Below are 26,104 nucleotides of genomic sequence, written 5' to 3' on the forward strand. Positions count from 1 at the left end.
TTAACTGAAAACTTCTGTCCACTCGCTGATTTTTGTTTATCCGCAAACTTCTTCTCATCCGCTGATTTCTGTTTGTCTGTAAACTTCTGATCATTTGCAATTCTCTGTTTATCTGCAAATTTCTGCCCATTCGATGATTTCCGTTTATCCGCAAACTTCGACGCATTAGTTGATTTCTGTTTATCTGCAAACTTCCGCTCATTCGCTGACTTCTGCCTATCTTCAAATTTCAGCTTATCCGTTGATTCCTGTTTATCTACAAATTCCTGTCTACTAGTAGATTTCTGCCTACCCACTGAGCTTGCTTTTTTATATTTGCTTTCTTTTGCTACCAATTCTCTATTTTTTTCTTTGAGCTTTACTGATTTTACTCTACCATTCCCAGGTTCATTCCTGTAACTTATTCCCTGCTTTCCTTTATTATCTTTTCTGGCAGGCATACTTTCAATATATTTCACATCTACTACTGCTTCATTAACAGAATCCTTGATAGCTTCTGTAAGTCCCGCTATCTCCTTATCCGTCACATTTCGGTATCCGCCTGTCTGTAAATGTCCAAGAGGGATATTCATGATTCGAATCCGCTTTAATGTCAGTACCTTATAGTCGAAATATTCACACATCCGTCTTATCTGACGGTTAAGTCCCTGAGTAAGTATTATCTGGAAGGTGTACTTATCAAGAGCTTTTATTTTACAAGGCCTTGTAACTGTATCAAGTATGGGAACCCCTGCTTCCATTCCATTTAAAAATTCTGCTGTAAGAGGCTTATCTACAGTAACTACATATTCCTTTTCATGATAATTGCCAGCACGCAGGATTTTATTCACGATACTGCCATCATTCGTCAGTAAAATTAAGCCCTCGGAATCTTTATCCAGCCTGCCGACAGGATATATTCTTTTATCGAACTTCAGAAAATCAATAATATTGTCCTTCTCCCGTTTATCCGTTGTACATACGATTCCTTTTGGCTTATTAAGAGCTATAAAGACCAGTTTTTCTTCCCTTTTCACAGGCATACCATCAAGGAGCACTGTCTGTCCATCTGTTATCTTCATACCAAGACCAGCCCGTACTCCATCTACTGTTACATGTCCTTCTTCTATAAGTCTGTCGGCTTCTCGTCTGGAACAGGCTCCTGAATCACTCAAATAGCGGTTAAGCCTTACGCCATCACCACCTGCTGTCGTTTCATCTATTTGTAATAATTTCTTCGTTCTTTTCGCCATCTTGGCTCCTATCCGGTTTTCATATTACTATCAAAATATTCTGATATTTTAATAGCACTTAATATTTCTAAACTTGTAATACCCAAATAACAAAATTAAAACTTGTTAGTATTGCAGCATTCGTCATATCTATGTGAACAACCCACACAATAAAATTAAATAAAACTAAACCCTGCTATTATTGTAACAGCACGTTACTATACTAACACCCTATATTACACCATTAAAGAACTTACTTACGCACTTACTAATATTATAACACTTACTACACTATACTAAAAAATCTATGTTTACTTATTATAACAGCCAATGAAAAAAAGTACAAGCATCTTACGAATAAGAAAGGTCAATACTTACATACAAGAAAAGCCAATACTTACATACAAGAAAAGCCAATATTTATAGCAAAAAAACAGCGAAGCTTTGGAAAATAAACATCATTATTCCAAAGTATCGCTGTAATAACTACAGATATAAATTAAAATGTTTTTACTATTCATTCATAGAAACATTCTTTGCAGAATCTTCCAATTTGGTATAGAACTCAGACAAAGAAGCATCCTTTTTAAGAGCTGTTTTTAATTTATCATTTACCTTATAGATTAAGTCTTCAACATCAGAGGAATCACAAAGCTTTGAAAGAAATTCATCCGTTTTGCTATCGCCCTCTCCTAGGTAAACATAAAACTTTCCATCTTTATTTGTTTTAATATAATATTCATTCATTCCAGGTGCTGGAGTGTCAATGCTGGCTAACTTAAGATTATAACATACATAAACAACATAGGAGCCTTCTTCCAATCCCTTTTTAATATAGCTTTCTACATTTTCATACTTATCAATATATTTAGTCTTTCTGCTAATGTCCTTTATATCTAAAAGCTGTGTATTATCTACCAAATCTTCAAACTTTTCAATCTTTCCGCTTAACTTTGCATTCAGATATTTAGTAATAAGAGTATCGATTTCCTTATTTGTATTTTTCTCTAAAGGATTTTTTTCTGCAGAAAGTAAACTGGCTTCATCTCTTGCTTCAGAATCCGAAGCTGGTGTATCCGTAGGTAATAAAGATGCCGCAGATACTGCCGCTTTTGCATTGGGTTTATCAGCTGTTTTCGCACTCTCTTCTGTGTCATAGGATGCGTTTAGGTTTTGTGCCTCTCTTTCTACTGCAGTAGATTTATCCTGTCCTTGTCTGGAGATTGAAAATGTGACCATTCCAATTCCCATTGTGCATACAGTAACCATAGCAATTATCTTTTTATATCTAAGTTTCATGTTATCTCCTTTAATCAATCCCAATCAATAGTACATATCAACTATGATATATAATAACAGACATTAAAGGATTTTGCAATACGTTTATTTTATTTTCTGTAACATATTTAATAATTCCGTAATAATTTATGGCACTTTATGGCATTTTTTATATTTTTCGAAAAATTTAAAAAATTACTTGAACAAATGGAAAATTTATTGTAAAATGTGTTTATGCATCTATAGCTCAGTGGATAGAGCAGAAGCTTCCGAAGCTTCGTGTCGGGGGTTCGAGTCCCTTTAGGTGCATTTTTTGTTGCCATTTTTTAGTATTACAATTTATTTGTAGGAAGCCTTTAATTCCTCATAGCATTCCTTACAGAGTGCCCGATATTTCTCATTTCCTCCAATATCTATCTGTTCTCCCTCCGTTACTACCCTTCCATACTGGTCAAATCTGGCATTGATTGTTGCCTTTTTACCGCATTTACATACAGTTTTAATTTCCTGGATGCTCTCTGCCAGTTCCACCAGCCTTTTGCTTCCGGGAAACAGGTGCTGGCTAAAGTCTATAAGCAATCCAAAGCACATGACCGGTACCTTAAAGGATATCTGGTACAGTTCATTAACCTGGTTCTCACTTAAAAACTGTGCTTCATCTACCATAACCACATCTATTTTTTCTATATCAAAACAGGAATAGACAGAGCTGGTCTCGTCAAGTGTAATACAATCGCTTTGAATTCCTACTCTTGATTTTATAATTGACTCGCCATCTCTGTCATCTACGCGGGGCTTTATTAACAGGACCCTGAATCCCTGCTCTTCATAATTGTGCTTAATCATCAGCAAATTGGCCGATTTACTGCTGTTCATACAGCCGTATTTAAAATATAATTTTGACATTCTTCCTCCGCTTAACCATTGTAATAAATGAAGATTTTGTTCTTTACTCCTAAACTATTATATCTGCCACAATATAATAATGCAAGCGGACTTGATAACGAAAGCGGACTTGATAACGAGGATTGAGTAACTATAACCAAATGGCTGAGTTCTCAGATTTTACAAAAACATATCATTCTTGGAAGCATTCTGAACCTTTACATAAATATTTAACTGACCGTCACTGCTATCGCAGGTTGCCAGCATAACTTCTTTGATATCTTTAATTCCCTGGGCATGCATCTGTTTCTCCAGCCAGGCTTCGTTTTTCCCTGCCCATTGCAGGTTGGCTTGTAATATTTTACCGTCCATGATGACATTTGCCATAGGGAAGGACTGGGTGGGATTCAAATTCATATCCTCCGGTGTAACCGGCCTGTTCTTAACCATGGGGAGAATGCTTAATTTGCCGTTTGATTCTAATATGGCGGTGTGTACCTCACTTAAGTCAAAATAACCGCATACTCTGCACAAAGAAAGAAATTCATCCACATCTATTTTAGCCTTCAGCATATTCTTTTCATAAATCTTTCCATTTTGATAGAGAATAAGGGAATGGCCTTCAAATAATCTTCGTAATCGAATGGATTTACAGGTCGCAAAGGATATTCCAATGCATATAACAGCATAAACCGCCATAGCAAGAAGTGGTCTTCTGTAGTCATCCTCCAGTGAAGTAGCCATTTCCGCTGCAATAGAGCCTATGGTAATACTGGTTATATAATCAAACATACTAAGCTCTGACATTTCACGGTCACCCATAATCTTTGTTAATACAAACATTACGATCAGTGAGCCTGCTGATAAGACGGTAATTTTCACAAATTCCATAGATTTATTCCTCCTTGGGATTAATTCAACTAATAGGATGTACAAATGTATGGAAATTATGAAAACACTGCTCAATAAAATACATTTAGATAATTTATATCATTTCATATTTTACTGAATCTTGATAATCCTTTTTTCCTCTATACAATAATAGTAGACACTGTCAGATAAGTAATCCTCCTCTGCTACCTGAGATGTATTTACCTCTTTTACCATACTGGCAAGCTCCTCCTTATTAATAAAACCACTATCTTTTATGGCTATGATTTCATGGATACTGCTTGGAAGTATATAAAAATCTCCTCCTGCAATTTCAGCCACCTGCTTTATCACACCCTTGTATAATAAGCAGCCGGCTCCATTAATTCCTATAGCATTGGTAATGACATACATGGGCTGAAATCCTGGAAAAGCTGTCTCAAAAGCTATCTCTCCAATGACCTCTTCCAGGGTATTTATCTTTGCCGGAAATATCCTTGGCGTATTCTCCATTGCCTGCTCTGTTACTGTTTTTACATTAATCCCCCACATTATAAGATGCCTGTAGGTTATATGAATGGAAGAGAGATTTTCGCTCTTATTTTGAACCAGACAATGAAAGGTGACGGCAAGGTCCAGAAACGGAAGATAGGGAATTTCTGATAATATTTCTTTGTTTCTTTCATAGTTTACTATTCGGTAAAATATATTATCTTTTATCTGCTCATAACTATTGAGATCAATTGTATTTTCTGCTTTATTACTGAAAGCTTCATAATAAGCCTTCTCCAGTTCTTTTACTGCATCTTCCATCGGCATGCCCTTTATATACTTTTTATATAACCCTTCCAGATAAAGGTTATGAGCAAAGTATCCATCTTTTTTTCTTATTATGATTCCCTCACTTCTGCCACCATTATTCTTCGTCACGGTATGCAGAAGTATATCATATTCATCCCCCATGCTTTTTTCTAACCTGTGTTTTACCTGCTTGTTAAATGCGGTAAAATCATTTACTTCATAAAACTTATCCAGCATATACATCTCCTTTGTTATTTAATTGTTTTGGAATAATTTAATAGAATAATTTTTAGAATAGATAAAATCAGAATAAAAATGAATTACAAAAAGACTAATGAAGTTTTCACACCTAAAATCAGCTTCAACTTCATAGACAAAATAGAATTATTGATAGTTTTATATTGGGATTGTAACATGGGGTAATACCATAAAGAAATAAATTGACTAAAACACCAGAATCAATACTTAGAAGCCTTCAGGACAGTCCAAAAACATAAAATCAATAAGAAAACTTAGTTTCCTTGCATTATAAGAAGGTGAGCAGGTAACTGCTAAACAGCTAAATAACTTAACGCTTTAACAGTTAAACAACTAAGCAGTTAAGTAACTATTAAACCTATTAATATACCATCACATAAACATAATAACAGTTTATAGCAAATATTTCAATTAAAATCCAAAATCAGATGTAACAAAATACTTTGCTGATTTTATACATTTTGTCCAACTTTACCGCTTACTGCAATGCATACCTGTGCCGGAAGATAAAACATCCACATTGCTACTTCCGAAAAATTGTATAATTTTTGAAAGGCTGCATTTTCAATAGCAATAAATCCGCTCATATTATAAATTCCAACATTAATATCACAGAGTATGAATAAAAACATACCTGCCGCAAATATAAGATTTTTCCAGCCTGGTCTGCGAACTGCATTTTTAATCCCTGTGATGACATTCTGCAGGATGGAAATAAAATAGAAAACAGATACCGTTAATAGTAGATTGACCGTTACTTTAAGCTTATAAAGTATAAGTAATATTACCGCCCACAAAAGTATACTGGCAAGTATTCTGCCAAGTACTCTTCTTCCCTGCCGGCTTTCTTCCAAAAACCAAATACGCAGCAAATAAAGCATCTGCACTATGCAAAAGGTTATCATCCCAAAGGTAAATTTCTCCGTAAACAAAAGAAAGTAATCCGATATTCCGGTAAAAAACAAAGCACCCAGCAGGATATAATTATCTCTCTGCCTAAACTCTACAGCACACGCCAAAGCGAAGATATTGCATAAAATGATACACAAAAATTTCAGCATAGTCACAGTGCCAGAAGACGGATGTCCTGAAATATCCCCCATCATAAATATGGAATAAAGCAGCAATTCAATGATGATAAAAGCAAAGACTCCCCATTTATTTTTTGCAAACATAAACTTACCTCCTCGTATTACAGCACTAATACGACCTTCTTTCTTACTGCCTCTATACTATGGGCTATCTCTCACCCTTCTGCAATTGCACTGGTATTAGATAGAACGCAGTCGTCACTGACTTTTCATATACGTTAACATCACTTAAGATAACTCTAACATTTCCAGAGTTATTATATTGCATAACCTGTTATCTGTCCACGAAAAGAATTAAAAATACAGCTTATCAGTATACTTATCTATTTATTTAATGTATAATAATTCCATATGCACCCAGCCTATTTAAAGGTTTCCAATTATATATTGAAACATATAAAATATAGGATTTGATATTCGCGAAAGGAGTCTTTATGATTCAGGTTAAATATGTTACAAAAAGATATGGTAATACCCTTGCCAATAACGACGTAAACCTGGAGGCAGGGGATGGTGAGATAACTGTTTTACTTGGTGCAAATGGAGCCGGTAAATCCACTTTGATAAAATGTATCTGCGGATTACTGCGCTTTGAAGGCTCCATTATAATCGATGGCTATGACAATCATAGCTTAGAGGCTAAAAGGCAGTTAGGTTACATACCTGAATTGCCTGCCATGTATCCCATGCTGACCGTTGAGGAGCACCTGCAGTTCATCGCCAGAGCTTACCGGCTGAAGGACTGGGAGGAATATGGGAAGGAGCTTATGACCCGCTTCGAATTAACGGACAAAAAAGAGAAGCTTGGACAGGAGCTTTCTAAAGGTATGCAGCAGAAGGTCAGCATCTGCTGTGCACTTTTGCCCCGCCCCAAGGCTGTTATCTTTGATGAGCCCTTTGTGGGGTTGGATCCCCATGCCATCCGGGAGCTCAAGCAATTAATAATTTCTTTACGGGATAGCAGAAGCTCCGTTATCATCAGTACTCACATGATCGAGACTATGGAAGAAGCCTGGGACACTACCTACATTATGAAAAATGGAAGTATCATAGAGAGCAGGAAAAGAAAAGACCTTGACAGTAAAAGCAGTTTGGAATCTATCTATTTCGCCATTACGGAGGGCTCTGATGCCACAGGGGACAATTCAAAAAATTAGGAGGTAATCATGAACAGCATCTTGTATCTGATGTCAAGAATCATTAAAAATAAGTTTAGACAGCTTCTCAACAAGCCGGCCATGGTTATACTTTATCTTTTGGCTATTGTATTCCTTGCCTATTCCCTGTTTTATTCATTTTCTTCACCGCCCAGACAAGCCAGTTCCGAAAATATTCAATGGCTTTTTGTCTTTTTTGCCTTTTATCTCATTATCTTTTATTACAGTGCTGTTTCAAAGGGGCTTTCCTCCGGAAGCAGCTTCTTTGATATGAGTGACGTTAACCTGCTATTTTGTGCTCCTGTAAATCCCAAGCATATATTGGCTTACGGTATTTGCTCCCAAGCCGGAAAAAGCCTGCTGGGCGGAATTTTTCTTTTACTCCAGGGAAGCACTTTCGTTTCTCTTGGACTTAATACGCTGGATTTACTTCTTTTCTTTGGGGGCTATGTACTGTCTCTCCTTTTATTTGAATTCATGTCACTGGCTATTTACATCCTCTCCAATCAGAAGGAAACGATTAAACAGCTTATCAAAGTAATCGCTCTTCTGCCCTTTCTTTTATTGCTGTTATTTTTCCTGAATAACTTCCAAAGAAGCGGTGATTTAAAGCTTGCCCTGCTTTCCTCTGTTGAAAAGGGAGCTCTTAAATTTCTTCCTGTTGCCGGCTGGATAACGGAAAGCCTGAGAAATTATTTATCAGGAAATATCAGAGAAATGGGATTTAGCTTGCTTTTGACTCTCCTTACCGGTGTACTCTTTCTGGCTGTAATCATTTTATATCATTCAGATTATTATGAGGATGTTTTGGTTGCCACAGAAACTGCCTTCGAAAAGAAAAGAGCTATAAATGAAGGTGATATCAATGCCATATCGAATACTCACAAAAAAATAAGAAAAGGAAAAAGAACCCTTGAAGGCCTGGGCTCCAAAGCCATTTTTTATAAGCATCTTTTAGAGTCCTCAAGAAGCAACCGGTTCTTTCTCCTTGACGGCAGCTCCTTTTTAATGATAGCAGGTGCTAATATAGCGGCTTTCTTTAGTAAAGGCGATATCAGTCCGGTTTTACTCCTTGTCATATCCATGTATCTTCAAAGCTTCTTCATTGGTACCGGCAGAGGAATGAAAGAACTGTACAGCCATTATATTTACCTGATACCGGAATCTCCTTTTAAGAAAATCATTTGGAGCAATGGTGAGATTATTGCAAAGCATATCCTGGAAAGCTTATTTATGTTTCTGCTTCCATTGCTGTTTACGAACTGGAATCCTGTTACCGTACTGCTCTGTGCCCTTTGCCGCAGTGTATTCTCAATATTCCTGGTTTCAGCCAATTTACTGTCACAGCGTATTTTCAAAGATGTAATCAGTCAGGGGTTTTTACTTATCATTTACCTGCTCTTTATCATATTTGTGATGCTACCCGGTGTGATTGCTGCCTTTGCATTTTATATGGCTGGAAAGCTTGCCTGGGGCCTGTTCGCCTTAAGCCTGTGGGAGGCTTTCTTATCCCTCCTGTTTTTTTATCTTAGCAGAGGAGTCCTTCACAATAGTGACATCCTGACCCTTCAAAAAAAGAATTGAGAATATATGTCCGCCGGACGCACCGCTAAAAGGGCTGAATCCTGCATGGTACAGAATTCAGCCCTTAAATTACATTAAATTTATGATTGATAACAAAGTTTTATTCAGAAGTCAGTGTTGTTCTTACTTATGACCTTTTGATTATCTGTTGCTTATAAGATAAGCATCCGCCTGCTCTGACGGCAATGCCTCACTGTATAAGTAGCCTTGTGCCTTATTGCATCTTGCACTCTTTAAGAAGTCCTCCTGTTCACAGCTTTCGATACCTTCTGCTGTTACTGTCAGGTTCATGCTCTGTACCAGTGCAATGGTGGACTCAATTATACTCTTATTAAAATCATCCGTAAACAAGGTATCCAAAAAGCTCTTATCCATCTTAATGTTACTGATGGGATATAATTTTAAATAATTCATGGAGGAATAGCCCGTTCCGAAATCATCCAGTGCAAAGGATATTCCCAGCTCATTCAACGCTTCAATCACATGTCTGGCATGTTCGCTTTCCTGCAGAGCGGAGGACTCTGTTATTTCCAATTCTATGTTCGCAGGATTCACTCCTATACGCTCTATGATTTCCTTTACCTTCTGATAAAAGTCATTATCCTTTAGCTGCCTGACGGATGTATTAATGCTCATGGTAAGGTCCTTATAGCCTTTATCCTGCCATCCTTTAAGCTGCTGCAGTGCTTCTTCCATAACCATCAGGCCAATAGGCACAATCAGACCGGTTTCCTCTGACAGCTTTATAAACTGGGAGGGTTTTAAAACGCCTTTTTCTGCATGCTCCCATCTAACTAAAGCCTCAAAGCCTGTAATCTTGCCAGTCTTTAAGTCAATCTGGGGCTGGTAGTAAACGACAAATTCCTTCTTCTCGATTGCACGCCTTAGCTCCGCCTGGTTTTGTATCTTCTCCATAATCCTGTCATTCATGTCGGTTTTGAAATAGGCAAAGGTATTTTTACCGGTCATCTTGGCAGAATACATGGCTGTATCCGCACTTTTCAGGAGCACCTGGGTAGTTTTCCCATCCTTTGGTGCCATGGCGATGCCGATACTGACCGTGACAAAATATTCTTTTAAGGATAGCACAAAGGGATATTCAAACACTTTTAGAATCTTTTTTATCTTTGCTTCATATTCACCGATATCGGTAAAATTCTGTGTCAGAATGACAAATTCATCACTTCCCAGTCTAGAGAGGTAGTCATTCTCATCAATGGACTGTTTTAACCTGTGAGTAATATCAATCAGCAGTTCATCCCCGTATGAGTGGCCGAGATTATCTGTAATCTGTTTGAAATCATCCACATCGATATACATAAGGGCCACTACTTCTTCGTTCCGAAGGGTCAGCATGACATTATCCACAAGCTCCGTTAACGCATAGCGGTTGGGAAGCTGGGTCAGTAGATCCGTATAGGCTGTCTTTTTAAGCTTTTCATTACTCTTTTTAAGTTCTTCATTCTTTAACTGATACTGATTTCTGGTATTTACAGCTTCTTCATAGGAGTTTTCCAACGTTTGATAGTCTTCTGCCAGCTCTTCCTTCTGTCCTGTTAAAGCTTTAAAAGCCCTACTCTTTCTATTATGGAGGATAAGCAATACGATTAGGAGAAGTATTCCTATGCCTGCCACAATAAAAAATATATTTCCCGTAAGATATGGTATAATATACTTCTTATCTCCCCCCTGTGACTCAAGATTAATCATAGCATTTAACATTATCGTACCCCAATTTTCTTGGACTCTCCTTTTATACAGAGCCTGTTTTACAACATATTATACCAATAAATCGTTGATTTAGCAATCATTTTTTACTTATTGCACAGTCCGGCCTGCCTTTGGGGTGTTTTTCCACCTGTCCTGCAGGCAATATCCGGACTGGTATTTTCAGGTAATGCTTCTGCCTAACTTACAGACTCTTCTCTGTCTTATTATTTAGATACTCATCAATTGCCTTGGCTGCCTTTTTACCCGCTCCCATGGCAAGGATAACCGTAGCGGCACCAATCACCGCATCTCCGCCTGCAAAGACTCCTTCTTTTGTAGTCTTTCCGGTTTCCTCATCGGCAACGATACAATTATATTTATTGATATCAAGTCCCTCTGTTGTGGAGGATATAAGGGGATTAGGACTGGTTCCAAGTGACATGATTACTGTATCCACCGGGAGTTCAAATTCCGAATCCTTCTTGGGCACCGGCCTTCTTCTTCCGGAGGCATCCGGCTCTAAAAGCTCCATTTCCTCGCATTTCATGCCTTTGACCCATCCGTTTTCATCTACAAGGATTTCCGTGGGATTCGTCAGCAGCTTGAAGATAATACCTTCCTCTTTGGCATGATGAACTTCTTCCGTTCTGGCGGGAAGCTCCTCTTCACTTCTTCTGTAAACCACATAAACCTTTGCGCCAAGCCTTAACGCTGTCCTGGCAGCATCCATTGCCACATTTCCGCCTCCGACTACTGCCACCGTCTGTCCTGCTGCAATGGGAGTATCATAAGTGGCATCAAAGGCTTTCATCAGGTTGTTTCTTGTCAGATATTCATTGGCAGAGAATACTCCGTTTGCATTCTCTCCCGGAATACCCATAAATTTCGGAAGTCCTGCTCCTGAACCGATAAAAACAGCTTCATAGCCTTCCTCTTCCATCAGTTCATCGATTGTAACGGATTTTCCGATTACCACATTGGTTTCTATTTTAACACCAAGAGCCTTTACATTCTCAATTTCACTCTTAACCACGCTTTCCTTGGGAAGACGAAACTCCGGTATACCATATACCAATACACCTCCGGGTTCATGAAGCGCTTCAAAAATTGTTACGTCATAGCCAAGCTTTGCCAGGTCTCCCGCACAGGTCAAGCCGGCAGGACCGGAACCGATTACCGCTACCTTTTTGCCTTTCTTTTCTGACGGCATATCAGGTTTAACTCCATTTTCTCTTGCCCAATCCGCTGCATAGCGCTCTAATTTTCCGATGGAAACAGGCTCTCCCTTTATCCCTCTGATACACCTTTCCTCACACTGGGATTCCTGGGGACATACTCTTCCGCAAACAGCAGGAAGGGCTGAATAGTTGCTGAGTACCTTATAGGCACTGCTGGGATCGCCTTTTTCTATCTCTCTTATAAAGCCCGGGATATCAATGTTAACGGGACATCCTTCGATACATCTTGCATTTTTGCACTTTAAGCATCTTTGTGCTTCAAGCTGTGCTTCTTCTGTATTATATCCTAAACAAACTTCTTCAAAGTTATGTGCTCTAACTTCCGGGTCCTGTTCTCTGACAGGTACTTTTTTTAATACATCCATTTTTTAACTCCTATCTGTCCGCCGGGTCGCTGCAGCCGCAGCCGCCACCTTTGTGGGTCGCTCCTTCTTTTTCCTTCAAAACAGCTCTGCCTTCTGCTGTCTTATACATCTGCTGCCTTTTCATGGACTCGTCAAAATCCACCAGATGTCCGTCGAATTCCGGTCCATCCACGCAGGCAAACTTTACCTTGCCGCCAACTGTCAATCTGCAGGCTCCGCACATTCCGGTTCCATCCACCATAATGGGGTTCATACTTACAATGGTAGGAATTCCAAGCTCTTTTGTAAGGATACAGACGAATTTCATCATAATCACAGGTCCGATGGCTATCACCTGGTCATAATGCTTTCCCTGGTTGTTTACAAGGTCCTTTATGCAGTCATTTACATTTCCCTTAAAGCCATAGGAACCGTCATCCGTTGCCACATAGACATTTTTTGCGACCTTTTTCATTTCCTCTTCCAGAATAATAAGGTCCTTGTTCCTGGCTCCAATGACGCAATCCACATCATGCCCCTGTTCCTTCATCCATTTCACCTGGGGATACACCGGTGCGGTTCCCACGCCCCCTGCCACAAATAAAATGTTCTTCTTATGAAGCTCCTCAACGGGCTCATCAATTAGCTCTGATTTATTTCCCAAGGGTCCGGCAAAATCCTTAAATTCTTCACCTGCTTCAAAGGCTGCCATGCGTTTTGTGGATGAACCAAGTGCCTGAAATACAATGGTCACACTGCCCTTTTCCCTGTCATAATCACAGATGGTAAGCGGAATGCGTTCTCCCTTCTCATCCATTTTAACTATGACAAATTGTCCCGGATAACACGATTTTGCAACCCTGTGTGCCTCAATATCCATTAGATAAATATTGGGTGCGAGGGTTTCTTTTTTCAATATTTTATACATTATTTATTCCTCCTGCCAGTTTCGGTACAGCAAATGTCTTTCTTACTTTATTGTCCAAACATTTTGCATAATTATAAATTTTTTACGCAGTTGGTTCTTTCAATGGATAACATTATAAAATATCTCTTTCAAAAAATCCACCCTTTTATTTGACTGCACCTCATTTATTCCCCTTTCCATTTATAAATACTGGATGTTTTACACAAAATAAGATATAATGACCTTATGGAATACAATATTTTCGGAGGTATACTATGTACACGATATTAGTTTGTGATGATGATAAAGAAATTGTAGACGCAATTCAGATATATTTAAGTGCGGAAGGCTATAATATTATTAAGGCTTATAACGGAAAAGAAGCTTTGGATGAAATTGAATCCACAGAAGTGCATCTTGTCCTTTTAGATATTATGATGCCGGAAATGGACGGTATCCGTGTAACCATGAAATTAAGGGAGAATAACAGTACTCTTCCTATTATATTACTGACTGCCAAGTCAGAAGACAGCGACAAGGTCCTTGGACTGAATGTGGGAGCCGATGATTATATAACGAAGCCTTTTAATCCGCTGGAGCTGATTGCAAGGGTAAAATCCGCTCTGAGAAGATATACCAAGCTTGGCAGCATTGTATCCGAGGAACAGAATATCTATTCCTCCGGGGGACTCGTTGTAAATGATGACAGAAAAGAGGTTTATGTAGACGGTGAACTGATAAAGCTTACTCCCATTGAATATAACCTTTTAAAATTATTGGTCAAGAATAAAGGCCGGGTCTTTTCCATCAACGAAATCTATGAACTGATCTGGAACGAGCCTTCTTATGGTGCGGACAATATTGTCGCTGTCCATATCAGGCATATCAGAGAGAAGATTGAAATTAATCCGAAGGACCCCAAATACCTGAAGGTAGCCTGGGGGATTGGTTATAAGGTTGAGAAATATTAGCTTTTTGGAAAGGCAGTGTTCTTATGAATAGAATCAAAGGCTCAATGTATATAAAAATACTGATACATATAGCTCTCTTTCTGTCCGGTCTGACCCTGGCAATAGGGACTTATCATATTTTTAATTATCTTGATTCCTACACCACAAATACCAGAGATTTTAAGGAAACCTCTGAATTCCAAAGTAAATTTTTAAAATACGTTGAAAGAGTAGCCGTATACGTTGATTACAGAGAAAAGGGTTACTCCGGCAGTATCGGCTTCGACTCCTCTTCTTCTGATATTTCCTCCCTGTTTGAAAAAGAAGTGGATAACCCTAAGACCCATAGTAAAAATGCTGATGCCAGCAGTGAGAAGGAAAAGTTTGACTACTACAATGCCATCTTAAATCAGACCAACAGCAATTTTCTGTATTATGTAAAAAATATTAATACCGGCTCCGTTTACGCCTCTGCCGCTCTTGAAAACAAGGTTTCTAAGGCCAATGAGAAAAGCAAAAATAAAATGACTCTGAAAGAATATTTAGAGCATGTTAAGCTGACCAATAATGCCTATCTTATCATTAACACAGAGACTGAAAAATATGCCACCAATGTAAATCGCAACTACCAGTATATGAATGATGAAAATCTAAGCTGGGTAATTGACTATATTAAAGGAAACGTCATAAACGGAGTGGACAATACGGAAACCAACAGGGGCGATTATATCATCTGCACCACAATTGTAAATAATTTTCCCAATACCGCTGATGAATTTGGAACCATGTACCACCATTTTAATGTGCTCTACCGTAACTATTCCAATTCCCTGCACCCGGTTCCCTTATCCTTTGTCATGCTTCTTGTTTTTTTAATACTTACCGTATTTTTTACCGGACATTCGAAGGATTCCGACCAGATTATTATCATGGGGTTTGACAGGCTGAAGACCGAATCCGGCCTTATCCTGATAGCCGGCGGCATTGCCCTGTTCTACACCATTGCTGTACGGCTGTGCAAATACCTGTATCAGGATTATAACTTTGATTACTCCATACTGCTTGGAATCGGATATTCTATCCTGTATCCATTCTGTATGTTTGGCTTCCTGAGTCTGGTCCGCAGAGTGAAAAAAAATGTCCTGATTTCAAATTCCTACCTTCATGCCTTTGGACTTAAGCTTAAGGACTTTATAAAGGGATTTTTTGCAGAAAGAAGCATTACCTTCCGCTTTGCCGGACTTCTCCTTCTTTTTTCTGTCATTGAAGCTGCCGGCTTTCTGATTTACCGGTATGCTTCTGTTCCCTACCGTATACAGCTTTTCCTATTTATTATTATCCTGGGTTACCTGATTCTGTTCTATGTGATATTAAAACAGGTCATTGATTTTAAAATCATCAGCCATGAGACAAAAAAACTGGCGGATGGTAACCTAAACCATAAGATACCGGTTGAAAAAATGCATGAACCTTCTCTTTCGCTTGCCCTTGATATTAACAATATCAGTGAAGGCTTTTCTGCCGCAGTTGATGAAAAGGTCAAAAGTGAGCGATTAAAAACCGAGCTGATTGCCAATGTCTCCCACGACATTAAAACACCTCTGACCTCCATTATCAACTATGTGGATTTATTGAAAAAGGAAAACCTTAGTAATGAAACTGCTCAGGGTTATCTGGAGGTGCTGTCAGGAAAGACCTGGCGTCTTAAGACATTGATAGAGGATCTTGTAGAAGCCTCAAAGGCATCCTCCGGTACCCTGGTACTGAACCTTGAGTGCTTGAACCTGGTGGAGCTTGTAAGGCAGTCCCTGGGTGAATTCGAAGACAAGTTCAATATCCATAAGATTGAGCCTGTGCTTACGGTGTCCCAGGAGCCTCTTTATATTATGGCCGACGGCAGAAGTACCTACCGTATCATTGAAAATATTTTCTCCAACGTCGTAAAGTACGCCTTGGGAGGCACCAGGACTTATATCAATATCTTTGCCGAGGATGATATGGCGGTGGTTTCCGTAAATAATATTTCAGCCGCCAAGCTTAATATCAGTTCGGAAGAGCTGATGGAGCGTTTTGTAAGAGGTGACCTTTCCAGAAATACGGAGGGAAGCGGCTTGGGCCTGTCCATTGCCAAGAGTCTTGCCGCCATCCAGGAGGGAACCTTTGATATTGAATTAGACGGTGATCTGTTTAAGGCTATTTTAAAATTCAACAAGCTTAACAGCTATACCAATGAGACCAGAATAGCTAAGGAAAGTGACCTCTTACCTTAAGAGGCACTTTCCTTTTTCTTTAAATTCAGATTTAATTCCTCCAGATTTACTGTCATGGCAAGCACGTTATTCTTATATCTGTCATCAAAGGTTACTTCTTCCGAAAACCAGTCCGGTAACTTAAAAGCTTTTGCTTCCTCCTCTGACTTAAATTCTACCTCAGCAAATACCAGCCCCTTCAATTCTCCTTCAAAGATGTCCAATTCTGCCATCAGTCCGTCAGAAAGAGGAATCAGATAGCGGGTCTTTGTGATAAGGCGCATATCCACCTTTTCCCGTAAATGATAATATGCTTCCCTCGTCAAAGGAAACTCTGCCTCCTCACAGACTAATGCCACTGTGCTGGCAGCCATATTTTTTACTCTTGCTTTATAGGTCATATAGTAATCTTCATTACTTTTGCGTATCCGTATAACAGGATTTGTACAAAGATATCCCTGTTCAATCTCTTTTTTCTTATAGGCTGAAAGATCTTCCGGCAGTTTACCAAGTAAAAATTTTCTTTCTGTTTCCATTCTATGAATACCTCTTTTATCCATTAGTGTGTACTTTACCACATTATACTACTTTTAATCAACTAATCCAAATCAAAATATGGTTTTGTAATCAAGGTCAATTTTGTAACACTGTTTTGCACAATCAGATTATTATCTTCATTTTTCCCCAAAGAGGTCAACTCCAATTCAAGGAGCAGCTTTCCTTCCCCATTAAAATATTTTAACGGGACATCAATGGCAAATTCATTGTCCGAATTCAATTTCGTACCCTTTCCCGCTATAACCGTACAGATACCATTGGTATCCTTATTCCTTGTAGGAAGGACACCGGAAGAACTGCTGTCGGCCTGTGGGTTCAGCTCTGTACGGATTGTTTTCGTGCTGTCAGACGGATCTGGCAGGAATGCATAATAGGAAACATAATATTCTCTGTCACTGGTATTGACCACACTTTCTTCTTCCACCCGGAATTTAACCGTTTTTACCTGGCTGGTATCCGTCGTTGTAATGGTATCCGTGTCCGAATTTATAAATAGATACTGCTCACCTGCATCCACCGTATAGACATCCTCATTGGTAACCACAAGCTTTGGTTTTGCTGTTCCGGCACGGTAGGAACTTATCATGGTGTTGATAAATAATTTAATTTCATCATCGGTCAGATTAACCGTATGTCCCAAACCGGTATAGGTTATATTTCCTTTATTATAAATATAGTAATTATTCCGTGAATCATTTTCCCGGGAGGAATAAAAGCCGTCATTATTTCCTCCGTTTAATTTGCTTCTGTTATCCGACAGATTATACCAGACTACCATGTCATCCTCTTCCAAATCCAGCTGGTAATACTGGGTATGGGTAGCAGAAATCGATATGGTATCATTGATTTTAAAGGGGTACTGGGTAATCTGCCCCCTATTGGCAACGGATATCCTGGTAGTTTCCATAAAGGAAAGATTCCCCCAGTTTTTGTTCCCTGCAGCTTTATTCCTGTCATAATAAAAGTCATTACCGCTCCTCCAATACAGCTTATTACTGTTATCCGTGTAGAATTTCCAGTATTTATCCGTTCCGCCGGTTAAATTTGCTCCGTTGTCGTATATTTTTATGGGATTTAATACCAGTTTATTGGCCGAATCATCGTAATAGACCGGCTGACTGCTCTCACGGACTCCTGTTGTAAAATGAAAGCGGTCCTGGGACATGATCTTTCTGAGTACATCGTTATACAGGCGCTCTTGCCCCGCATCCTTATCCCAGATAACATCATGGCTGAAAATAACGCTCCTTCCCTGTTTTATGAAGTCCTGTATATTCTGGTTTGCATATTTATTATGGGTATAGCTGCAGCAATCCCGGAAGCCCAGAATCAGCATATCATAATCCTTCAGGAAATCATATTTTCCCGGCTGAGCCTCCCCGGTACAGTTCCGGTATAATCTCAGAAAGGTGGAGTTACTCATAAAGGTTATATTGACCTTGTACTCCGCAACAGAATTCAAGTATTTCCGGAACCTTGAGTCAGTCTCCATATTGAGGTTGGTCGGCTGATCTCCGGTGCCTGCATCAATAACCACCTGCAATACCTTCAGCTTTACCTTATTTGCTTCACTGGTTTGCTTAATGACCGTATAGTTAATCTCACTGGCCCGTATGGAATCATTAGCGGCTGCATTTACCTCCAGCTTCCAGGGAATAATTCCCTGATAGGAAGCATCCAGATGCCTGGTAAGGGTATACCAGGTATTCGGTTTTAAGGAGTTTACGCTGACACTCCTGTTGCCTTCGTCCTTGACAGCCAGGCTGCTGATAACCTCTGGTTTGGCATCGGTAGGTGTATCCAGGGAGCCGTTATACTTTCCGTCACCATTATTGTCTATATACAGCTTTACAGCATAATTAGCTGCCGTGCCCTTTATTTTAAATTTGAATTTTAACGTATTGCTGCTGTTGTACTGTACCGCGGATATACTGCCGTCTCCTTTGGTCGTATAGCTATAGGGCACCGGATACACAGAAGCATCATTTTTATCGGCAAATTCCAGACTGCAGGAATTGTCCGATAATTTTCTTTCCAGAATGTAGCTGTTAAAATTATCCTCGTAAAAGACCCTTTCCTTATACATGGCCCGGTAATCTGTCTGTTCCTGTTCTGTATTTACCGTAATTCCCGGCTGCTTCACAACATCGGCAAGGTCATATACATAGGTAGCCTTGTCCACATATTCCGATACTTTGCTCCGAGTTCCATCCGTATAAAAACCGCTGGCAAGCATAACCGGTTTACCGGACTGCATAAAATTTTTCAGCTGCTCCAATTTTCTCTTTGTCAGATCATTGCCGGAATAGCGGATACTGTTGTCTGTATTTACCCTGTCTCCCAAGGACAGATAAATCTTACCCTTTAAATTGGTATCGTTGTACTTTGTTATGTCCTTGTATCCGGTATTTAAGCCAAGAAGAATCATATCATATCTGGAATTGATGTCTTCCATCTTACCGATATAATCATAGGTGGTCATGGTAGTAACATGAATATCCTCTGTTTCCCCCATAAAAGACGGAAAGAATTTTCGGTATCTGCTCTCCCAGCCGGAGGAGCCGTAAATAAAGCTGTCATAAGGCTCCAGCTCCAATATGTTTAATTCCTTCTTATCCGCCCAGTCAAATTTCTGGTGCAGCAGGAAAAAGATAGCTTCTGCCGGGGTAAGAGACGTCCTCCTGGCACTGTCAGGGTCGGCATTTTCTTTTTCATACTTATCCCAGTATTCGTAAAAGTCAAAGGCCTCTTTCGTTACCCCAATCTCACGGATATTCTTTTCACTAAGATTCTCCAGTAAGCTCATATCTCCATTATAGGTATAAACGCCCTCGCCGACAGTGATATTACTTGCCGTCATATAAGGATTCTTTAATACCAGGTCACCGTACTTTGTCTTTTCCCCGTTATCCGGAAAGGTATTCTGATCCCACTGGGTTATTTTCTCATTTCCGCCCTTTCCGGCGTAATAACCCGTAACTCTGCCGTTTACCGTTGTTGTTTTTATTTTACCCGTAGCCACCAGAAGGCGGTTAAAATTAGCAGGTCCCATCTGAAGCAGCATGATACAGAGCTTATGGACATTGTTATCTGAAGGCCCCGAAAGATAAACAGAGGTTATATCCAATATAATGGAAGCTCTGTTTTGGGATACCATCCTGTTAAAGATAGCCATTACTGCATCCCAGGTCAGGTCATTCTCTCCTTTGTAATTGGCGGGAGGGTTGTCCAGGGTCTCACCCTCTTTATTAAATTTATTCCATATACTGACCATTCCGCTGTCATGGCTTTTTCCATTGATATAAATAATATCCGCCTTCCGGATTAATTCAAGGTTTGCCGAATTAGCCAAATCTGCCGGATCGACGGTTATTACTACGGTTTTATAGCCGCTGATTCTGCTTTCCGGAACTCTCACCGCTTCCTTTAAGAATGTATTTTTATGGACATACAGCATCCTTCTTCTGGAATACTGCTTTACACTGAACCAGACCTTATCGGCAGTGTGATCCGTCGGAGCATTGTAATCATACCCCGGCACCCAGATATACTGGCCCTTCCCCTCTCCAACATAGGTATAGATATACTCTGTCCCCTTCTTTTCCTGCTTAATCGTTCCGCTTCCGTCGGATACCTTCTGAAAGTAACCTCTTATATTATCAAAGAATTTCCACTGACCTGCACCGGAAGCCAATTCCTCCGGGGAAAGTTCAAATTCATATTTTTTTTCCGTAATAAAGCTGCAATCTGAAAACTGTCTAGATTGGTATGTAGATGCCAGCTCGTCAAGGGACAGCTTATCCATATCCACCGGCTCGCATCCGGGAATCCAATATCCGATTTCAGAAAAGCTTTTATTTGGAACTATTTCTAAGATAAACAAAGGATTCTGCCCGGTCCCAAGCTCACTTACTCCATCCTTGGCAGGCGGTAAAATAGTTTCTCCGGTCTTTGCAGTTTCCGCAGAAACCAGCTCATGAATCCCCGCGAGAACACAACCGATTACCAGGAAGGTCAGTACAGCAAGGAACAGTTGTTTTCTTTTCCTGAATGTCCTTCTTTTCATAGCTTTACCTCCATTGCACTTTTATTGCTTAAGAGCAGGAATCCTGCCGGTTCAGGGAATATTGACGATTCGGTTCCGTAACTTCATGTCTTCCTCCAGCTTATATTCTCTGCCCTTATATTCCAGCTGCAGGCCAACCGTAAGAGTTGTGCCGGAAGCTCCAGTCCCGTCATAGGTAAAGCCATCCTCCGGTAATATCCAAAAGTCTTTCACATATTCCCCCATCAGATTGTCTTCTGTAACGCTTCCGCGGCTTATATCCGCCAGCACAGAATTCTTCTCCCCGGCTGTGGTCCGATACAGATACAGGTTATGGTCACTGCCGTTAAACCATATGATTTCCATTGTATCCGCTGCAGCAGCCCCATTCCCGCTACTATGATAAATGGTAAGCACAGCATTTGTGCTGTCATACCGTATGTTATTACCCTCCAGTACACAGTCCCGTATCCGGTTCATGGTTGTCTGCGCTTCCGTCTGGAGGGATATTTCACATTGAGCTGCCTGATAGCCCCGGCTTCCGGCCGACATAAATAAAATTATTGCGGCAATTATGATAGAAGTAATTGCCATGCCTATTATCAGCTCGATAAGAGAAATCCCCCGGTTGTTACACTTTTTCATAAGACTGCCACCTGCCTGTTTTCCTGTAAGACTGCACCCTTACTTTACAAAATGCTTCCCGGATGCCTGGATTAACCGGATGGTATAGCGGACTGTTCCATCCCGGTCCTTTATAAGTATGTATTTATAATAATCTGTTCCATTGCCGCTTAATTCTCCTGTACTTTTTTCAAAACTGACTTTCATATACCTTCCGGAAGGGAAATCTTCTACTTCCTGCTCGGATGCCGGCTCTGTACTTGTCTTCCAGGAAATTCCAAGCTGCCTGTTACCGAGCAGAACACCGGAATCTCCAAGGAGTGCTGCCGTTGGCTCGGAGGTACTTTCTGTCATGTAATAGGAATCCCCATACCGGTATATATACAAATAAGTCTTTTCTGCCCTGCTCATATTCTCCAGCCGGATTCTGTCCAGAGCAGCATTCAGCTCATAAGCACATTGTTTTGCATTTCCATATTTGATATAGCGTAAGCCGCCAAAGCTCATTGCCGCGGCCAGGGAAAGGATTGCTATTACAATAATAAGTTCCACTAATGTGATACCCCGGCTGTCTTTCATTGCCCCACTCCCTCCCATTGGATATGGTACTCATCTTTCATTCTTCTTCCAGTTTTCATAGGTAATATATTCTGCTATCTTTATCTCATCAATATTTTTACCGCTGCCATAGCCGTTACCGGCATAATCGGTAAAGTAATGGGTAAATTGCCGGGTGGCCATACCATGCCATCCTCCGGCTGAAGCTTCCGTCTTCTCCTTTTCAAGGGCGTAAGAAAGGATGCTCTGGACCATTTCCGGAGCGGATGTGATTTGAACCCCGCTGTTTGACAGAAGAATCCTTCCGCCGGATATGATCATTCCTTTATAATTCGCTTTTACCGTTAAATCACCGGTCGTAATGATAATTCCATTACTAAGCTCACTGGCAGCAGCTCTTATGATATCGTCGGTGGTAATACCCCTTTCATTACGGATTATATAAACAGAATACTCCGCAAAGCCGTCTCCGCCCATATCAATCGGTATCTTCTTATAGTAACTGCCGTTGTCCTTCACAAATCCATTGGACAACGCCGTACTATCCTCCGATGTTTCCTTCTCGATAACGGACTGGCTGCCCTCCTGGCTGATAATAGCCTTAAATAAGGGGCTGGTGGTTTTATCCAGTCTGAAATCTCCTGTATTTCCTCCGGAAGAAGCAGCCACCAGGCACAGCTGTCTGGATTTATACTCCCTGGCTGTCCGGATTGCGTCACTTAATAAGGAAGGGTCAGGAGAATCTGGGTCGGATAGGACTCCTCCTGCTAATGCCAGCTTTCCGTCCTCTCCGGTCACAAGGCCATTGGCAGCCAGAAGGAGAGCTCCGCTTAATTTGATGCCATTTCCATATAAGTAACTTCCGGAATTAACATCAAGCTTTTCTTTATTCTCCGAATTATGATAATATTCCCTGAAATACTTGTTGGCAGCAGCCTGGTCCTTGAATTCCAGGTAGTAATAGACCATGGGGACGGTACCTCCCATAAGATAATGGTATTCCACGTACTGCCTGTTCGTCAGCAAATCCGCTAATGCTCCGGCAGGAACGAGCACTGCCTTTTGCCCTTCCGGCAGCTTGCCAAGTTCTGATCCCATGACCGGGTTATGTCCCCACCAGAGGTACTCATCGGGAACCAGATAAGCCAGCTGGTCACTTTTTACGGAAATGGATTCCCCTGTCATAATATCATCTGCCACGGTGGCTCCCGCCTGGTTTCTTCTGGAGACAAATGCCCTTCCGGCAACGGTAAGGCTTGCCAGCCCGGACATGTCCAGGGAAGAGCTGCGTCCGTTTATTAAAATGGCACTGCTGTAATTAGAGTTTACGAGGCTGTGAATTTCACTGTCATCCACTTTCTGATTGGTCTTATTGTAATTGTAGCCATAGTAGCTGCCTCCTATTGTTACATCACTATTTTCCGCACCAAGCATAAGATCGTCTGCCACCTTACAATTACCGTAAATATTGAGATATGCCCTTTGGGCGCTCCCTTCATTACCGGTGGTGGCAATATTCTCCGCCCATACATTCATCCTTTTTCCGGCAGCCCTGTCTCCGATGAACAGCTTTGCAAAATGATCCACTATGAGATTTCCTCTGGTAATCAGGGTATCTCCGTTGATTTTCAGATTATATCCGGCGGGGTCATTTGGATTCGGCATGGTAACATTGGCAGCACTTACCTTCACTCCTTCGGCTCCCGCATACAAATTCCCGTCGATACTGATTCCTGTTCCGCCATCCACCAGCAATTGCCGGTCTGCTATCAGGGCATACTTAGTAAATTCCGGATAGATGCTGGCGGAACTAAAGTTCAGATTAGGAGCCGTCAAACAGATATCCGTCGTAATTCGGGTTTCATAGCCCTTACTGTTTTCAAAGCTTATCTTAACCTTCTGCAAGGTAACAGAATTCACCTTGTCCGGGTCCGAAATATCCAGCTTAATCTTCAATGTGTTTGTAGAAGTCTCGGTATTTCCATAGAGGATTGTGTCATCCGGGTTTCTGGAGGAATTAAGGAAGCCCTTCAGCACCTCCGGCTTATAATAATAGGCTGTAACCGAGGCCGGAGCATAGGCTTGTCCGCATAGGGCCGTTACCAGCTGGCTGATATAATGACTGTCGAATTCACTCTTTACGGAACTGTTCGTGTCCTGTGTAATGTCCGAATAATGAAGCAGGATATAATTATAGGCCTGATACAGGCAGTCCGATGAAAGCTCTTCCAGTCCGGCATGTAATTCCTCCAGCACGGCTTCTGTTTCATAGAAATTTTCCTTTGCCTGGTAATCAATATGCTTCATTTGAATATTTGTCATAGTAAGGGACAGAATCAGTGAACCCAGTATTGCAATAAAGCAGACTGCAATAATAACAAGTAATAATGCCGAACCTCTGTTATTTTTCCTCCGTATTTCCATAACCGGCTCCTCTCTGTTATCTGGCAGCTTATTGTTTCCTAAAGGGGCTATTCTCCCTTGGCCGAACGAATGGATGCATACAAAAAATCAGGCTCCAGAAGTTCTCCTGCCTTGTAGATATCAACTTTAACGTCCATCATCCGAAGGGCGGCTTTACTTGAAATATAACCGCTTCCCTCTTTAACATCGCTGCCGTCGTTGTTTTTGGAAACTTTACCGGCATTGGAGTATACCTTATCCACTTTCAAATAGGAGGTACCGACGGGGTTAATACTGGCATCAAAGGCCGCAGCAAGATTGCTTGATGCATCTTCCGCCTGGCACAGCAGGTAAAGATTGATATTTCTCCTGAAAAACACTCCAACTGCCGGATCAATATCCAGTACAATCTGCTCCACTCCTTTCTTCCTTTGAAAGAACACATAGACATTTTTCATATCCTCCAGGGAGACCGTTTCCTGATATAAAGGGGGCTCCGCCTCCAGGGCACTGTCCGGGGCCTGGGGGCACCCCTCTATCCCCGGAGAGTAGTATTTATAGTAAAGCTTCACCTTTGCCTGACTGGTGCTGTATTCAGAAGGTCTGACCTCATAGGGCTCTATCTTAATATAAATATCCCTGCATAAGGCAGTCTGAATCGCCGCTCCGTTAACCGGAATCTTGTAGCTCCAGCCGCTGTCCCCGGCATGAGCAGCATTTTCCTCCTCACAATAATTTCTGTTTAGATCACTCATCAAAATCACAGCCCGGGCATCCTGTGTGGTCTCCACTCCTATGATATTCTGGGGAGCCTGTATTGCCTTAATCTGGTACAGTGGCTTATTTACATTCGTATCATAGTAGGTTTTACCGGAAAGGATGTTAGTATCGAGGGTAATGAGGGCATCATAAGCCTTGCCGTCATCCTGAATATTCCTGATAGCATAATACAGCAGACCATTATCGGAATTCTTAAAAGTACCACTCACCATATCGTAGCTCCCGGTTCCTGCTAGCGCAGCGCCACTTGCATCCACTTCCTTTATGCGGCTTTGGTCCCTTCCCAGCATATCTACGGGTACCAGGTCAAATTTTGATAAAAACTCTCCATTCTCCGAATGAAAGCTCCTGGCAATGTCCTCAAGAGATTTATCCTTACACCTTTCTATGATACTCTGAGACAGTGCTACCGCATCCTGTACTGCTTTTGCCCTGGCATTATACACGGAGGCGGATACAAAATAGCTAAGAAGGGGAACTGTTATAATGGCAAGTATCACAATGCTGGCAAGGAGTTCTACCAATGAAAATCCCTGATTCTTTTTCTTCCTGTTCCATTGCTTCAACTGAACGTCCCCCTTTCCGCCTTTGGCTTCCACCTAT

The 26,104-nt window shown here is 40.8% G+C and carries 19 protein-coding genes and 1 tRNA gene; 5 read left to right on the forward strand and 15 right to left on the reverse strand.

Annotated features, from left to right (window positions below; all coding sequences use genetic code 11):
- Both rluF and BUB77_RS02675 read right to left on the reverse strand, forming a co-directional pair.
- Positions 1–1,232: 23S rRNA pseudouridine(2604) synthase RluF (gene rluF, locus BUB77_RS02670; protein WP_073272637.1), on the reverse strand; the 1,232-nt coding region annotated here is incomplete at its 3' end.
- Positions 1,233–1,724: 492 nt separating this feature from the next.
- Positions 1,725–2,534, reverse strand: a complete 810-nt coding sequence (locus tag BUB77_RS02675; protein WP_139241085.1) for a hypothetical protein — start codon at positions 2,532–2,534, stop codon at positions 1,725–1,727.
- Positions 2,535–2,725: 191 nt separating this feature from the next.
- Between BUB77_RS02675 and BUB77_RS02680 the strand changes: the two genes are divergently transcribed.
- A tRNA-Arg gene (locus tag BUB77_RS02680) sits at positions 2,726–2,798 on the forward strand.
- 30 nt (positions 2,799–2,828) lie between these two features.
- Here BUB77_RS02680 and BUB77_RS02685 read toward each other — a convergent pair.
- From BUB77_RS02685 to BUB77_RS02700, 4 genes are all read right to left on the reverse strand, one after another.
- Positions 2,829–3,395, reverse strand: coding sequence for a thymidine kinase (locus BUB77_RS02685; protein WP_073272639.1), 567 nt, complete (start codon positions 3,393–3,395; stop codon positions 2,829–2,831).
- Positions 3,396–3,554: 159 nt separating this feature from the next.
- The gene (locus tag BUB77_RS02690) at positions 3,555–4,265 is read right to left on the reverse strand and encodes a DUF421 domain-containing protein (protein WP_073272641.1); all 711 of its coding nucleotides are present in this window, start codon (positions 4,263–4,265) and stop codon (positions 3,555–3,557) included.
- A gap of 111 nt (positions 4,266–4,376) precedes the next feature.
- Entirely contained in the window at positions 4,377–5,282 is a 906-nt protein-coding gene (locus tag BUB77_RS02695) for a DUF5688 family protein (RefSeq protein ID WP_073272643.1), read from the reverse strand.
- Positions 5,283–5,755: 473 nt separating this feature from the next.
- Entirely contained in the window at positions 5,756–6,478 is a 723-nt protein-coding gene (locus tag BUB77_RS02700) for a lysoplasmalogenase family protein (RefSeq protein ID WP_073272645.1), read from the reverse strand.
- Positions 6,479–6,828: 350 nt separating this feature from the next.
- Here BUB77_RS02700 and BUB77_RS02705 point away from each other — a divergent pair, with 350 nt between their 5' ends.
- Together BUB77_RS02705 and BUB77_RS02710 are read left to right on the forward strand one after the other, a co-directional pair.
- On the forward strand, positions 6,829–7,551 hold the full coding sequence (locus tag BUB77_RS02705) for an ABC transporter ATP-binding protein (protein ID WP_073272647.1): 723 nt from the start codon (positions 6,829–6,831) through the stop codon (positions 7,549–7,551).
- 9 nt (positions 7,552–7,560) lie between these two features.
- Positions 7,561–9,135: a putative ABC exporter domain-containing protein gene (locus BUB77_RS02710; RefSeq protein ID WP_073272648.1), complete on the forward strand. Its 1,575-nt coding sequence runs from the start codon at positions 7,561–7,563 to the stop codon at positions 9,133–9,135.
- Between the two features lie 141 nt (positions 9,136–9,276).
- Here BUB77_RS02710 and BUB77_RS02715 read toward each other — a convergent pair whose 3' ends face one another.
- The 3 genes from BUB77_RS02715 to BUB77_RS02725 form a co-directional block, all read right to left on the reverse strand.
- A complete protein-coding gene (locus BUB77_RS02715; protein ID WP_073272650.1) occupies positions 9,277–10,857 on the reverse strand; it encodes a putative bifunctional diguanylate cyclase/phosphodiesterase in 1,581 nt (526 codons plus the stop codon).
- Between the two features lie 190 nt (positions 10,858–11,047).
- Positions 11,048–12,448, reverse strand: a complete 1,401-nt coding sequence (gltA, locus tag BUB77_RS02720) for an NADPH-dependent glutamate synthase (protein ID WP_073272652.1) — start codon at positions 12,446–12,448, stop codon at positions 11,048–11,050.
- Between the two features lie 10 nt (positions 12,449–12,458).
- Positions 12,459–13,355 carry a sulfide/dihydroorotate dehydrogenase-like FAD/NAD-binding protein gene (locus BUB77_RS02725; protein ID WP_073272654.1) on the reverse strand — a complete coding sequence of 299 codons (897 nt, stop codon included), beginning with the start codon at positions 13,353–13,355 and terminating at the stop codon, positions 12,459–12,461.
- A 254-nt stretch (positions 13,356–13,609) separates the two neighbouring features.
- On the opposite strand from BUB77_RS02725, the gene BUB77_RS02730 reads away from it, so the two are divergent.
- On the forward strand, positions 13,610–14,305 hold the full coding sequence (locus BUB77_RS02730; RefSeq protein WP_073272656.1) for a response regulator transcription factor: 696 nt from the start codon (positions 13,610–13,612) through the stop codon (positions 14,303–14,305).
- Between the two features lie 23 nt (positions 14,306–14,328).
- Positions 14,329–16,554 carry a HAMP domain-containing sensor histidine kinase gene (locus BUB77_RS02735; protein ID WP_073272658.1) on the forward strand — a complete coding sequence of 742 codons (2,226 nt, stop codon included), beginning with the start codon at positions 14,329–14,331 and terminating at the stop codon, positions 16,552–16,554.
- On the opposite strand, the gene BUB77_RS02740 is transcribed toward BUB77_RS02735, so the two are convergent.
- From BUB77_RS02740 to BUB77_RS02765, 6 genes are all read right to left on the reverse strand, one after another.
- Entirely contained in the window at positions 16,551–17,069 is a 519-nt protein-coding gene (locus BUB77_RS02740; RefSeq protein ID WP_073272659.1) for a CYTH domain-containing protein, read from the reverse strand. The genes BUB77_RS02735 and BUB77_RS02740 overlap by 4 nt on opposite strands.
- A 62-nt stretch (positions 17,070–17,131) precedes the next feature.
- Positions 17,132–21,157 (reverse strand): DUF5057 domain-containing protein, encoded by a 4,026-nt coding sequence (locus BUB77_RS02745; RefSeq protein WP_073272661.1) that lies wholly within the window; start codon positions 21,155–21,157, stop codon positions 17,132–17,134.
- Between the two features lie 51 nt (positions 21,158–21,208).
- Positions 21,209–21,781 (reverse strand): prepilin-type N-terminal cleavage/methylation domain-containing protein, encoded by a 573-nt coding sequence (locus BUB77_RS02750; protein ID WP_073272663.1) that lies wholly within the window; start codon positions 21,779–21,781, stop codon positions 21,209–21,211.
- 39 nt (positions 21,782–21,820) lie between these two features.
- Complete coding sequence (locus BUB77_RS02755; protein WP_170866562.1) at positions 21,821–22,339, reverse strand: type II secretion system protein; 519 nt, start codon at positions 22,337–22,339, stop codon at positions 21,821–21,823.
- Between the two features lie 30 nt (positions 22,340–22,369).
- Positions 22,370–24,742, reverse strand: coding sequence for a hypothetical protein (locus BUB77_RS02760; protein ID WP_073272667.1), 2,373 nt, complete (start codon positions 24,740–24,742; stop codon positions 22,370–22,372).
- A gap of 47 nt (positions 24,743–24,789) precedes the next feature.
- Entirely contained in the window at positions 24,790–26,067 is a 1,278-nt protein-coding gene (locus tag BUB77_RS02765; RefSeq protein WP_073272669.1) for a type IV pilus modification PilV family protein, read from the reverse strand.
- Positions 26,068–26,104: the final 37 nt, after the last annotated feature.

Origin of the sequence: Anaerocolumna jejuensis DSM 15929 (assembly GCF_900142215.1) — a bacterium.
GTDB lineage: Bacteria > Bacillota > Clostridia > Lachnospirales > Lachnospiraceae > Anaerocolumna > Anaerocolumna jejuensis.